The organism is Streptomyces sp. NPDC001709 (assembly GCF_053596375.1).
In genome coordinates this window covers 39289-52448 of the sequence record NZ_JBSFGB010000007.1, presented here as the reverse complement: position 1 = coordinate 52448, position 13160 = coordinate 39289, and the positions used below count along the sequence as shown (strand labels likewise).

At 73.7% G+C, this 13160-nt stretch carries 9 protein-coding genes; 7 read left to right on the top strand and 2 right to left on the bottom strand.

Features of this window, described 5'->3' with window-relative positions; translation table 11 throughout:
* Positions 1-13 precede the first annotated feature (13 nt).
* Genes ACWC0C_RS12795 through ACWC0C_RS12780 form a run of 4 tightly spaced genes read left to right on the top strand, consistent with a single transcriptional unit; the run spans position 14 to position 8078 of the window.
* Positions 14-6079 carry an SDR family NAD(P)-dependent oxidoreductase gene (locus ACWC0C_RS12795; RefSeq protein WP_450863714.1) on the top strand — a complete coding sequence of 2022 codons (6066 nt, stop codon included), beginning with the start codon at positions 14-16 and terminating at the stop codon, positions 6077-6079.
* On the top strand, positions 6066-6473 hold the full coding sequence (locus ACWC0C_RS12790; RefSeq protein ID WP_449200196.1) for an acyl-CoA thioesterase: 408 nt from the start codon (positions 6066-6068) through the stop codon (positions 6471-6473). Before ACWC0C_RS12795 ends, ACWC0C_RS12790 begins: the two co-directional genes overlap by 14 nt.
* Entirely contained in the window at positions 6466-7164 is a 699-nt protein-coding gene (locus ACWC0C_RS12785; RefSeq protein ID WP_449200195.1) for an NADPH-dependent F420 reductase, read from the top strand. Before ACWC0C_RS12790 ends, ACWC0C_RS12785 begins: the two co-directional genes overlap by 8 nt.
* Before the next feature lie 53 nt (positions 7165-7217).
* Positions 7218-8078: an alpha/beta fold hydrolase gene (locus ACWC0C_RS12780; RefSeq protein ID WP_450863711.1), complete on the top strand. Its 861-nt coding sequence runs from the start codon at positions 7218-7220 to the stop codon at positions 8076-8078.
* 16 nt (positions 8079-8094) lie between these two features.
* Here ACWC0C_RS12780 and ACWC0C_RS12775 read toward each other — a convergent pair whose 3' ends face one another.
* Both ACWC0C_RS12775 and ACWC0C_RS12770 read right to left on the bottom strand, forming a co-directional pair.
* Positions 8095-8646, bottom strand: coding sequence for a carboxymuconolactone decarboxylase family protein (locus tag ACWC0C_RS12775; RefSeq protein WP_450863709.1), 552 nt, complete (start codon positions 8644-8646; stop codon positions 8095-8097).
* A 244-nt stretch (positions 8647-8890) separates the two neighbouring features.
* A complete protein-coding gene (locus tag ACWC0C_RS12770) occupies positions 8891-9955 on the bottom strand; it encodes a cobalamin-independent methionine synthase II family protein (protein WP_450863707.1) in 1065 nt (354 codons plus the stop codon).
* A 230-nt stretch (positions 9956-10185) separates the two neighbouring features.
* Between ACWC0C_RS12770 and ACWC0C_RS12765 the strand changes: the two genes are divergently transcribed.
* The 3 genes from ACWC0C_RS12765 (at position 10186) to ACWC0C_RS12755 (ending at position 13070) form a co-directional block, all read left to right on the top strand.
* On the top strand, positions 10186-10749 hold the full coding sequence (locus ACWC0C_RS12765) for a hypothetical protein (RefSeq protein WP_449200191.1): 564 nt from the start codon (positions 10186-10188) through the stop codon (positions 10747-10749).
* A 33-nt stretch (positions 10750-10782) separates the two neighbouring features.
* Positions 10783-11670, top strand: coding sequence for a twin-arginine translocase subunit TatC (gene tatC / locus ACWC0C_RS12760; protein ID WP_450863705.1), 888 nt, complete (start codon positions 10783-10785; stop codon positions 11668-11670).
* Between the two features lie 83 nt (positions 11671-11753).
* Positions 11754-13070, top strand: coding sequence for an ABC1 kinase family protein (locus ACWC0C_RS12755; protein WP_450863703.1), 1317 nt, complete (start codon positions 11754-11756; stop codon positions 13068-13070).
* The last annotated feature ends 90 nt before the right edge of the window (positions 13071-13160 follow it).

The window sequence follows — 13160 nt, the reverse complement described above, 5'->3', positions numbered from 1 at the left end:
AGGAGAGTCGCCGTTGTCCCCGTACGAGAAGGCCGGCGAGGCATCCCACGACGGCATCGCCGTAGTGGGGATGGCCTGCCGCTACCCCGATGCCGACGACCCCGCACAGCTGTGGGACCTCGTCATGCGCCGGCGGCGCGCGTTCCGGCGGCTGCCCGCGGAGCGCCTCGCCGTCGAGGACTACGCCGACCCGACGCGCCGCGACCCGGACGGCATCTACGGGACCAGGGCCGCCCTGCTGGAGGGCTGGCGCTTCGACCGGGGTGCCTTCCGCGTCCCCGGCGCGGTGCACCGCGCCACGGATCCCGCCCACTGGCTCGCGCTGGAGACCGCGGCTCGCGCGCTGGAGGACGCCGGGGTCCCCGGCGGCGCCGGCCTCGACCGGGACCGGGTCGCGGTGGTCATCGGCAACACCCTCACCGGCGAGGTCACTCGCGCCCGCACCATGCGGCTGCGCTGGCCGTATGTGCGGGCCGTGCTCGACGCCGTCCTGTCCGAGGAGGGTTTTACCGGGACACAGCGCCAGAAGGTGCTCGCCCGGACCGCGGAGCGCTACCTGGAGCCGTTCCCCGCACCCGACGACGAGTTCCTGGCCGGCGGCCTCGCCAACACCATCGCGGGCCGGATCTGCAACCAGTTCGACTTCCACGGCGGCGGATTCACCGTGGACGGTGCCTGCGCCTCCTCGCTGCTCGCCGTGACCACGGCCTGCGGGCGGCTGCGCGAGGGCAGCGCCGACCTGGTGCTGGCCGGAGGCGTGGACATCAGCCTCGACCCGTTCGAACTCGTCGGGTTCTCGCGGCTCGGCGCGCTGGCCGAGGACCGGATGCGGATCTACGACAAGGAGGCCACCGGCTTCCTGCCCGGCGAGGGATGCGGGGTCGTCGCCCTGATGCGCGCCCGGGACGCGGCCGCCGCGGGGATGCCCGTCTACGCCGAGATCCGGGGCTGGGGGATCTCCTCGGACGGCGCGGGCGGCATCACCCGCCCCGATCAACGGGGCCAGCTCCTGGCGCTGCGCCGGGCCTACGCCCACGCGGGTCTCGACCCGGCCGCCACGGGGCTGCTGGAGGGGCACGGAACCGGTACGGCCGTGGGCGACGCGATCGAGCTGCAGGCGCTGCGCGCCCTGCGCGCCGGGTCCCCGCGGCCGGCCGCGCTCGGATCGATCAAGGCCAATATCGGCCACACCAAGGCCGCGGCCGGACTGGCCGGGCTGATCAAGGCGTGTCTGAGCGTGCACGGCGCAGTGCTGCCGCCGACCACGGGGTGCGACAGCCCACGGGACGAACTCACCGGCGAGGGCGCGGTGCTGCGGATCCTTGCCGACGCGGCGGAGTGGCCGCCCGGGCCGCGCGTCGCCGGGGTGAGCGCCTTCGGGTTCGGCGGCATCAACACCCATGTGGTGCTGAGCGAGCCCCGGCACCCGGGGCCGCGGGCCACCGCCCTCGCCGCCGTGCCCCGCGCCCGCCGGGCCGACCCGGAGCAGGAGCTGATCCTGCTCAGCTCGGACAGCCCCGAGGAGCTGTCGGACCGGCTGCGACGCCTGGCACGGCTCGCCCCGCGGCTGTGCGACGCCGAACTCCACGACCTCGCATGCGCCTGGGGCCGCGCACCCCACCCCGGCCCGGTCCGGGCCGCCCTGATCGCGGCTTCCCCCGAGCAACTCGCCCAGCGCGCCGAGGCCGCCGCGGCCGCCCTCGCCGAGGCCCCGCCGGGCACGCTCGCCCGGCGTCCCGGCGTGTGGGCCGGGAACGCCTGCCCGGGCCGGGTCACCCTGCTGTTCCCGGGCCAGGGGGCCCCGCTGCCCGCCGGCCCGGGTGCGATCGGCGCCGACCTGGCCGAGGACGGGGCGAGCGGGTTTCACCCCGCCGACGGATTCCACCCACCCCTCGCCCACGAACCCGGCCCGGTCGCCGACACGGCCGCCGCCCAGTCGGTCGTCCACCGGGCCTCGCTCACGGGCCTGAGGTGGCTTCAGAAGCTGGGCGTGCGGGCCGAGGCGGCGCTCGGGCACAGCCTGGGCGAGTACGCCGCGCTCGTCTGGGCGGGCTGTCTGGGCGCGGGGGAGAGCCTGGAGCTGGTCGACCGGCGCGGCCGGACGATGGCCGAACTCTGCGCTCCCGGTACGGGGATGCTGGCGCTCACCGTCGACGCCGCTGCCGCCGAGGAGCTGTGCCGGGGCACCTCGCTGGTGGTCGCCGCGTACAACGGGCCGCTGGCCCACGTCGTCGCCGGGCCCGCCGACGAACTGGCCGGGCTGGCCCGGCGCGCGGCCGAGCGCGGGATCGACGCACAGCCGCTGCCCGTCGCGCACGCCTTCCACTCGCCCGCCGTCGCCGCCGCGGCTCAGAAGTTCGCCCCCCTGGTCCGCGCCACCGGATGCGCGCCACCCCGCCGCACACTGCTCTCCGGTGTGACGGGCGGCGTGTTCCGCGCCGGGGAAGCGGAGCTGCAGGAACTGCTGTGTGCGCAGATGACGGCGCCGGTGCGGTTCTGGGATGCGGTCCGCGCGGTCGCCGACCGGACGGACCTGTTCTGCGAGACCGGTCCCGGCCGCGCCCTGGCCGCGCTCGCCGCCCCCAGCGGCGTGCCCACGGTGTCCCTGGACGTCGGGGCGGCGGGGCCGGGGCCGCGCGCGCAGACAGCGGCCGCGCTCTTCGCCTGCGGCGCGCTCGCCTCGGCGGAGGCGCTGTTCGAGGGCCGCGAGAGCCGCCCCGTGGACCCGTGGCGGGAGCGGGTGTTCATCGGCAACCCCTGCGCCAGGCCCGCATCCGGTCGGGGCACCTCACCGGCTGCCCCGTCCTCAGCTGCCGTGCCTGCCGAACGGTTCGCATCCGTCGAGCCGTTCGCTTCCGTGCCCGTCGAGCGGGCCGCTTCCGCGTCCGCCGAGTCGGCCGTACGCCCGGAACCGGACCTGCTCGCACAGCCGTTCGCCTCCCTCCTTTCCGAACAGCACGCACCCGCCCATCCGTTCACTTCCGCCGGTCCGGACGAGCCCGACGTCCACCCCTCCGAGGAGGATGTCGCCGACATCGTGCTGCGCGCGGTCGCCCGGGCCACGGAGTTCGATCCGGCGGCGCTCACGCCGGACCAGCGTCTGCTCAGCGACCTCCATCTGTCGTCGCTGAAGGTCACCCAGCTGGTCGCCGAGGCCGCCCGCGCGGCGGGCCGTGAGCCTCCGGCCGCGCCGCTGACCATGGCGGACGCGTCGCTCGCCGAGATCATCGAGATGGTGCGCGCGCTCCCCGGAGCCGGCAGCGGCGACGGGCCGGACGCGATCGCCCCGGGGGTCGCGCCCTGGATCCGCTGCTTCACCGAGGAACTTCGTCCCGTAGCGCCGCCCGCCCCGGACCCCGCCGACCGCCCGGGCCGGGTCACCGTGGCGGCACCTCGGGGAGCGACGCCCGGTGCCTTCCGGTTGGCGGCCGCCGAGCCGGCGGGCCAGGCCGAACTGCTGTACGTTCCCGACGCGGAGGCGCCGGAAGGGCTCGCCGGGCTCCTCGGCGCGGCCCGCTCGGCCATCGCCGGTGGCGGCCGGCTCGTCCTGGTCACGCATGGTTCGGGCCTGTCCGGCTTCGCGGGCAGCCTGCACCAGGAACACCCGCGGCTCGGCATCACCCTGCTCCGGGTCCCGCCGACCGAGGCGGGCCTGGCGGCCGCCGCAGCCTTCGCGGGGGCCGAGCCCGGGGTGCTGCGGGAACTGGTGGTGCTCGAGGACGGCACCTGTGCCGAGCCGGTCGCCACGCCTCTGCCCGAACCGGACGCCGTAGCTGAACCGGTGCTCGGCCCGGAGGACGTACTGCTGGTCAGCGGCGGCGGCAAGGGCCTGGGCTTCGAGGCAGCCGCCGCCTTCGCCCGTACGACGGGTGTCTCGCTCGCCCTGCTCGGCCGCGGCGATCCGGCTCGGGACGCGGCGCTGCGGCAGAACCTGGAACGGCTCGCCGAACTCGGCGCCACGGTCCGCTACCAGCGGGCGGACATCACCGACCCGCGCGCCACCGCGCACGCGGTCGCCGAGGTGGAGCGCGCACTGGGCCCGGTCACCGCTGTGCTGCACGCGGCCGGGATCAACCGGCCGCAGCGCTTCGACGACCTCACCGAAAGCGACGTACGAGCGCACCTGGCACCGAAGACAACGGGTCTGGCCCACCTGCTGGCCGCGGTGGACCGCGGCCGGCTGCGTCTGCTGATCGGATTCGGCTCGGTGATCGGCCGCTACGGGCTGGCGGGCGAGTGCCACTACGCGCTCGCCAACGGCCGGCTGCGCCAGATGCTCCAGGACGAGGCCCGTGGCCTGCCCGGATGTCGCACCCTGGTGCTCGACTGGTCGGTGTGGGCAGGTGTGGGCATGGGGGAACGGCTCGGCGTGCTGGACCAGTTGGCCCGCAGCGACGTTACGCCGATCCCCGCCGAGCGGGGCCTGGAGCTGTTGCTGCGGCTGGCCGCCGCTCCGGGCCTGCCCGTGGCGGTGACCGTGCACGGGCGCATGGGACTGCCGCCGCGCCCGCTGCCCGCGGACGCGTTCGGCCCCGCGGCCCGGTTCCTGACGCGTCCGCGCGTCCACTACCCGGGCGTGGAACTCGTCGTGGACAACGCGATGACCGAGGCCACCGACCCGTATCTGAGCGACCATCGCGTCGACGGGCTGCCGGTGCTGCCCGCCGTCGTCGGTCTGGAGGCGATGGCCCAGGCCGCCTCCGTACTGGCCGGCCGGCCGCTGCGCCGCTGCCGCGAGGTGACGTTCGACCGGCCCGTCACGTCGGCGGCCGACGGCACGCGCACCCTGCGGCTGTGCGCGCTCGCCGAGGGCGGCGCCGTCACCGTGGCCCTGCGCAGCGACGAGACGGCGTTCCGGGCGGACCACTTCCGCGCCGTGTTCCCGCTGCCGGACGGCGACGGCGATACGGAGCCGGCGGGCGACGCGCCGTCCCTGCCGCCGGTGACCGGCGACGACCCCGAGGTCCCGGCCGCCGACCTCTACGGGCCGCTCTACTTCCACACCGGCCGCTTCCGGCGGGTCGAGCGGTTGAACGCCCTGCGGGCCCGGCAGGTCAGAGCCCGGCTGGGCCCGGCCGTCGAGGCGGGCTGGTTCGCCCAGGGACTGGCCAAGGGCCTGCTCCTCGGCAGCCCCGGGCGCAATGACGCGATCATCCACGCGCTGCAGGCCTGTGTCCCGGGCCGGCGGCTGCTGCCCGTGGGCTGCGAGGAGTTCCAGGCCGTCGAAGAGGGCACTGAACAGGGCTCGGCCGGTGCGGACGGTGGCGTCACGGTGCATGCCCGGGAGCGCCGGTCCGAGGGCGGTGCTTACGAATGGGACGTCGAGGCCGTGAACGAGGGCGGCCGGGTCCTGGTCCGCTGGCGTCGGCTGCGGCTGCTGGACGTGGGCCCGCTGCCGCGCCGGGAGCGCTGGAGCAGACCGCTGCTCGCGGTGCACCTGGAACGGGGCGCGCTCGCGCTCGGCCTGGACCCCGCCCTGACACTCGGCATCGAGTCGGGCGCACCGCGGGAACGCACCGTCCCTCCGGTGCGGCCGCCGTACGGCACCTCGCGCAGCCATTGTGGTCCGCTGACCCTGGTCGCCACGGCGCCGGGCGGAGTCGCCGTGGACTGGCAGCGGATCGCCCCCGCCGAGGCGGACGGGGTGCGCTCGGCGCTCGGCGCCCCGTACGAGGGCCTGTGGAGGAAGTTGCGCCTGGCGCTGGACGAACCGGACCACGCCATCGCGGCAAGGCTGTGGACGGTGGCCGAGTGCGGCAGCAAGGCGGGGTGCGGCCCCACCGCGCCGGTGACCGTGGACGGGGTCTTCGAGGACGGCTGGGTCCGCTTCCGCAGCGGGCGTTCGCTCATCGCGACCGCGGTGCTGCCGGATCGGCTGGCGCCCGAGGGCGTGCCGGAACCGGATCCGGATCCGTACGTCGGCGGTGGGCCGGGCACCGGCGAAGTGTCGGGCCCGGTGATCGCCGTGGCCGTCATGACAGGAGCGGGAGGCAGACATGTGGCAGCGCACGACGTACAACCACCGGCATCTGGTGATGCTGGAAGAGACGAACCTCGTTGGGAACGTGTACTTCAGTAACTACTTCCTGTGGCAGGGGCATTGCCGCGAGCGCTTCCTGGCCGAGCGGGCACCGGGAGTGCTCCGGGCCCTGCGCGAGGACTTCGCCATGGTCACCGTCTCCAGCCGCTGTGACTTCCTCGCCGAGCTGTACGCCGCCGAGGAGGTGGAGGTGCGGATGTCGCTCGGCGCACGCGAGTCGAACCAGGTCACCATGGTCTTCGACTACTACCGGGTGCAGGGCGGGACGGCTCAGCTGGTGGCTCGGGGAGAACAGACCATCGCCTGCATGCGGCGCACCGCCGAGGGGATGGAGCCGATCGACGTGCCCGAGGAGTTCGCCGAGGCGCTGCGCCCCTACGAGCGGGAACCCGTCGAGCGGGAACCCGTCCTGGCGGTGGCCCGGAGTGTCTGAACCGGACGCCCGCCCCGGTCGCGCCGTCTCCGCGGCCTCGCCGCTGCCCGCCTGCACCGCCGTGGTGGGGTGCGGACGCATGGGGTCCGCTCTGCTGCGCGCCGCGCTGCGGCAGGGCCTTCAGGTGCTGGCCGGGGTGCGCGAGCACCACCGCAGACGGCCCGGTGTGCCGCCGGAGGTGGTGCAGCTGGCGCCCGGAAAAGCCGCGGCGGCGGCCGAGCTGGTGGTGCTCGCGGTGCCGCCGGGCGAACCGCTGCGGCAGCTGGCGGAGCAGTTGGAACCGGTCCTGGCCGGCAAGGTGGTGCTGGAGCTGTCCAACCCCGTGATGCCCAAGCGTGACATGCCCGCACCGCGCGGGCCCTGGGGGCCGAGTGAGGCGGAGCTGCTGGCCCGCCGCCTGCCCCGGACGCGCGTGGCGAAGGCGCTGAACACGGTCTCGGCCAAGGCCCTCGGACGGCTTGGGCCGGTGCCCTCGGGGGAGTGGCGCCGGCCGAGCGTACCCGTTGCCGTGGACGATCCGTCGGCGCAGCGACTGGTCTGCGCCTGGGTGGAGGCGCTGGGTTTCGAGGCCGTGCCGGCGGGACCTCTCACGCATGCCCGCTGGCTGGAGCACCTGGCCCAACTGCTGTGCCACATCGACGCGCAGTCGGGGCGTACCGGCTTGGTGGGATGCCGGATCCTGCGCCCCTGAACCGTCACTGGACGTGAGTCATCGATCCGCCGACAGCCTGAAGGAGGGCGCCCATGTCCGGAACGCTCGTCTCTGATTGCAAGGAAGCAGACGGGAGGACGCTCATCCCGATGCTGATGCCCGCTCCGCACGGTCCGCTCGCGGGCGTCGAGATCCGCCGTCCGGGTCCGTCCGGCCCCCACTGGAACGGCAGCAGGGTGGCGCTGGTGTCCGGAGCGGGGGGCGCCAAGGAGGACTTCCTGCCGCTGATGCACCGCCTGGCCGAGGAGGGACGCCGGCTCTTCGCGGTGGATCTGCGCGGCCAGAACGAGACCCCTGGCCCTGACGATCCCGCCGCGTACGGTATCGGCGCGTTGGCCACCGACCTGGCCGTCGCGATCACGGCGGCGTGCGCCCGTAAGCCCGTGCACCTCGTCGGCCACGGTGCCGGCGCCCTCGTGGCGGCCACCGCCGTGCTGCAGGCCCGCTCCCGGGAGAGGTTCGCACCGTCGACGTACCTCAGCCTCACCCTCGTCGCCCCCTGCTGGGACGGGCCCATGACGGCCGGTGACGCGCAGCCCGCCGACTGGGAGCTGCTGGTGGCGCGGCAGCACCGCGGCGGCACCATGGCCGGCGAGCGCCGTGCCGCGATCCGGCAGCGGCTGGCCCGCAGCCACCCGATGAGCCTCGAGCACCTGGCTTCGGCCGCCGCCGGACCGGATCTCGTCCCCGCACTACGCGCCGAAGGTATCCGGATGCTGGTGGTGGGCGGCGCGGAGGACCCGCTGGCCCCGGTGGACCGCACCGCGGAACTGGCCCGGCAACTCGGTGCACGCCACGGTGTCGTCCCCGGGGCCGGACATCTGCCGCACCACGACAACCCCGATGCCCTCGCCGGAACGCTGACGGCGTTCTGGGCGCAGGACGGTACGTAACCGTGTCGCGGGGCCGTCAGGGCTGGAGGGGCACGGCGTCGCGGTAGCCGTGGGCGGTGATGTGACGGGCCATCTCGGTGTACGCGGCCGCCTGGTCCGGGGCGGTGGTGGCCAGGCCGTCGACGTAGCGGTTGAACATGCAGAACGCCGCCGCGATCAGCACGGTGTCATGGATCTCCGTGTCCGTCGCCCCGGCGGCGCGGGCGGTCTTGATGTGCTCGTCGGTGACCGCGCGGCCGCTCTCCTGGACCGCGTCGGCCACGGCGAGCAGAGCTTTGAGCTTGTCGGAGACGGGCGCTGCGGCCGGGTCGGCGCGGACCTGGTGGACCAGGGGCATGCCCTGGTCCAGCTGGACGGCGGCGAACGCGGCGTGGGAGTCGGCGCAGAAGCGGCAGCCGTTGAGGTGGGAGACCCGGGCGGCGATCAGCTCCCGCTCGCCCCGGCTCAGGGTGCTGGGCCCGCGCAGCAGGACCTCGGCCAGCTCGCTCAGCGGCGTGGCCGTCTCGGGCCGGAAGGCGAACAGCGACACGATCCCGGGCAGGTCGTTGCCCAGCTCGATGTGCGGCATACAGGGCTCCTTCGGTTCTGACAGGCCGTCATCCTGCTCGCCCGCGGCACGGCCGAAATACGCCCTCCGCCGGGGGGGGGGGAGAGAGAGCGGCGCTCGCGTCAGGAGTGCTCGGCCAGTACGGTGAACGGCTCGATGGTGGCGACGGTCACCCCCGGCATGCCGGTGAGTGCCAGGCCCAGCGGACACCCGCCGCGAGCGCGGCGGCCCCGGCGCCGGTGTGGCGATCATGCCGCACGTCCGGTCAGGCGCCCAGCGCCTCGGCGGCCAGGGCGGTTCCCCGTACACGTGCGTCGATCTTGGCGAAGGCCAGGTCCCGGGAGGTGGACGTGTCGTCGGCGAACGGCGAGAAGCCGCAGTCGTCGCAGGTGCCCAGCTGGTCCACCGGGATGTGGCGGGCGGCGAGCAGCACCCGGTCGCGTACCTCCTCCGGGGTCTCCACCGTCGTGCCGATGGGATCGGTCACGCCGACGAACACCCGGATGCCGGGGCGCAGTTGGTCGGCGATGATGCGAAGGACCCGCTCGGGATCGGCCTCGCTGGCCAGCTGGACGTAGAAGTTGCCCACCTTCAGCTGGAAGAGCTTGGGCAGCAGTCCGGCGTAGTCGACGTCCAGGCTGTGGGTGGAGTCGTGGTCGCCGCCGGGGCAGGTGTGCACCCCGAGGCGGGCCCGCTCCTCCTCGCCGAACCGGCCGAGCACCTCGTTGTTGAGAGCGATGAAGTCGTCGAGAATCGCGCCGCTCGGATCGAGCTTGAGCGAGAGGCGGCCCTCGGTGAAGTCGAGCTGGACCACGTGCGCGCCCGCCTCCAGGCAGCCGCGGATGTCGGCCTCCGCCTCGTCGGCCAGGTCCCTCAGGAACGCCTCGCGGGAGTAGCCCGCGATGGACTCGGCCGGGTAGAGCAGGCTGAGCGCCGAGGGCGCGATGACCGCCTGCTTGAGGGGGCGGTCGGTGTGCCGCCGGGCGTCGCGCAGATACGACTCCGCGCGAACCTGGTAGCGGAACGGTCCCTCGGTCAGATGCGGCAGCTGCCGGGTGTGGCCGTCGGCGAACGGGATGGTGACGCCGTCCGGGGCGAGGGTGGCCAGGCTCGCGATCGGGTAGGTGGCGAAGCTGGGCTTGGCCTGCTCGCCGTCGACGAGGACGGGGCAGCCCAGCTGTTCGAGGCGGGCGAGCGTGTCCGCCGCCGCCTGATCCTGAAGCTCCGTCAGTTCCTTGTCGCTCAACCGGCCTTGGGCGTGCTCACCGAGAGCCTGCTGCAGGGCGCGCGGGCGGGGGATGCTGCCGATCGGCTCCGTGGGGATGCTCATGGTCGGACCATAGGAAGCCCCATGCCTCCCGACAAGCCGCGGGGCGTGAAGGCCCCCGCGAGTTCACCGGATCGGGATGCCCGTGCGGGCGTCGAGTTGACGCGGCAACGCCATGGGCGAACGAGTGAATCCCCGGCCACACGGCGCCTGTTTGTCATGATATGTGGTGTGAAATGTTGTCATGATACGTATTCGCCGGATTCAGCGACCTCGCTGTACCTCTTGGAGTGATGGTGTTCAACCTGAGCCCGTTCACCCTGGTCGCTCTCGCTCTGATCGCGATGTTCCTCTACGGCCCCGACAGGCTGCCCAAGGCCGTCGGGGAGGCGGCCCGTGGCCTGCGCAGGCTGCGTACGGTGCTGCGCGGCGCCTCCGACGGGGTACGGCGGGAGCTGGGTCCCGAGTACCAGGATCTGCGCCTGCGCGACCTCAATCCGCGGGCGTTCGTCGCGAGGCACCTGCTGGCGGACGACAGGCCCTGGGACCCGCCGAAGCCGCAGTGGCAGTCGGGCCCGAAGCCCGAGGGCTGGCCGGAGCACGTGCCGTTCCCCTCGGCCGCCGAGATGGGCATGGACGAGGGGGCTGACCCGTTCAGCGCACCCATCCCGCGGGAGCGGACCTCGTCGCCGTCGCAGGACACCTCGGCGGACGCGGTGCCACAGAAGCCCGCTGAGGAAGCGTCACAGGCGGCTGCGGAGGGAGCACCGGTGGCGCAGGCACCCGCTGTGCAGGCGTCCGCTGTGCAGGCATCCGTGTCCGAGCGCGGCGAGGGCGTACGGATTCACGACCGCTGATCTCGTCGCTCACGCATGAGGAGTTCCGACCCCGTGGACACGAACCGACTCGACAAACCCCGGACCCCGGCCTCCCCGGGCGGCCGGATGCCTCTGCGTGAGCATCTGCGAGAGCTTCGGAACCGCTTGGCGAAGGCCCTGCTCTTCGTGTTCCTCGGCACGGTGGCCGGCTGGTACCTCCACCCCTGGCTGATCAGCGAACTGACGGGTCCCAGCTGCCACCTCCCCGGTCTGCACGGGATCGCGCCCGGGACCTCGGCCTGCCCCAACGGGCTGATGGTGATGCAGGGCGTGATGACCCCGCTGACCTTCACCTTCAAGGTGGCCCTGGCCGCCGGAGTGGTGATCTCCAGCCCGTTCTGGTCGTACCAGCTGTGGGCCTTCGCGGCGCCGGGGCTGCACCGCCACGAGAAGCGCTACACACTCGGGTTCGTCGCCGCCGCCGTACCGCTGTTCCTGTCCGGGGCGGGGCTGGCCTACTGGGTGTTCCCGAAGGCCCTGCGGATCCTGCTCGGGTTCACGCCGGGTTCCTTCAGCAACTTTCTCCAGGGCGATCAGTTCCTGGAGTTCTTCATCAGGATGATCCTGGTATTCGGCGTCTCCTTCGAGATGCCGCTGCTGCTGGTGCTGCTCAACTTCGCGGGCGTCGTGAGCGCCGGGAGCCTGCTGGCCCGCTGGCGCACCATCGTCATGCTGATCTTCGTGTTCTCGGCGCTGGCCACCCCCACGGGTGACCCGCTCACCATGATGGTCCTCGCCGTGCCGATGACCGCCCTGTTCGCCGTGTCGCTGTCCGTGATCGTCTGGCGCGACCGGGTGCGCACGCGCAGGGCGGCATCGGCGGCGCTCTCGCCCGACGAGGCGTCGTCGATCGACCTGACGCCGTCGCAGATCGAGGTTCCGGTGGGAAGCGGGGACTGACACGCCGCCGCGCCCGCCAAGGAGTCGTCCCGGAGCCGTCTCGGAACCATCAGAGCCATCTCAAAGTCCTCTCGGAGTCATCGATGAACGCCGACACCGTCCGGCCGCACGCGGACCCGGTCGCCACCGTCCCGCGCCGAGCGCTCGTCGGGCGCGCGGCACTCCTCCTGCTGCTCCTGCTGCGCGGCGGCGCGGCACTCGCCCGGCAGACGGCGCTCGGGGTCCTGCGCCGCGACCTTCGTACCCGCAGGGACCGCTGGCTGGTGGACCTGGTCACCCGGCTCGGACCCGCCTTCGTCAAGGCCGCCCAACTGCTGGCCACCCGGGTGGACGTGCTGCCGCCACGCGTGTGCGCCGCGCTCGCCCGCCTGCACGACGGTGTCCGTCCCGTGCCACTGACGGGCGTGGCCGACGAACTGCGGGACACCGGCCTCGTACTGGACCGGGGGACCGACGGGATCGCCCGCCCGGTCGCCGCCGGCAGCATCGCCTGCGTCTACCGTGCGACCGCCCCCGACGGTCGCAGGATCGCGGTGAAGCTGCGGCGCCCCGAGGTCGCCCGGCAGCTGGCGCTGGACCTGGAACTCATGCGCAGGGGTACCCGGCTGGTGGCCCGGCTGCCCCGGATGCGCGGTCTCCCGGCCGTCGCCGTCGTCGACCAGATGGCGCAGGCGGTCCACGACCAGCTGGACTTCCTGCGGGAGGCGCGCCTCCTGGAGGAGTTCCAGGAGAACCTGGCGCAGGAGTCCGGCCTCCGGGTACCCGCGGTGCACCGGGAACTGAGCCACGACGGCGTTCTGGTCATGGAGTTCGTGGAGGGCCTGCGACGCCGCGAGCCTCACGAGTTCCCGGACGGGGTCCGCGAGCGGGCGGTGCGGTCGACGCTGCACGGGATCTACCGGATGCTCTTCATCGACGGGCTGGTCCACTGCGACCTGCACCCCGGCAACCTCTACTTCCTGCCGGACGGCGAGGTGGTGCTGGTGGACGCCGGCTTCACCGTGCGCCTGGACGAGCGGACACGCGCCGCGTTCGCATGGTTCTTCCTGCAGATGTCCGTGGGGGACGGGGAGGCCTGCGCCCAGATCGTCCTGAAGACGGCGACCCCCGGGCCGAGCGCCGACACGGACGGCTTCACCCGCGAACTCGCCGCGCTGGTACGGGAGAACAGCGGGGTGTCCGCGGGGGACTTCGACCTGGTGTCGTTCGGCGCCTCGCTGTTCGACATCCAGCGCCGCCACGACCTGTATGCCGCACCGGAGTTCGTGTTTCCCCTGTTGTCCCTGCTGGTACTGGAGGGCACCGTACGAGCCTTCGCCCCACAGGTGGACTTCCAGAAGGAGGCCGGGCCGTATCTGATGAAGGCCGTGTTCGGCGAGGCTTTCCGGCCGGCGGCCTGAAGCGGCGTGCCCCCGGGGCCGCGGCGGTGAGCGGCCGGGACGCCGCGGTGAGCCGCCCGCGCGGGAACGGCGAACCGCGCCCCTGGGCCG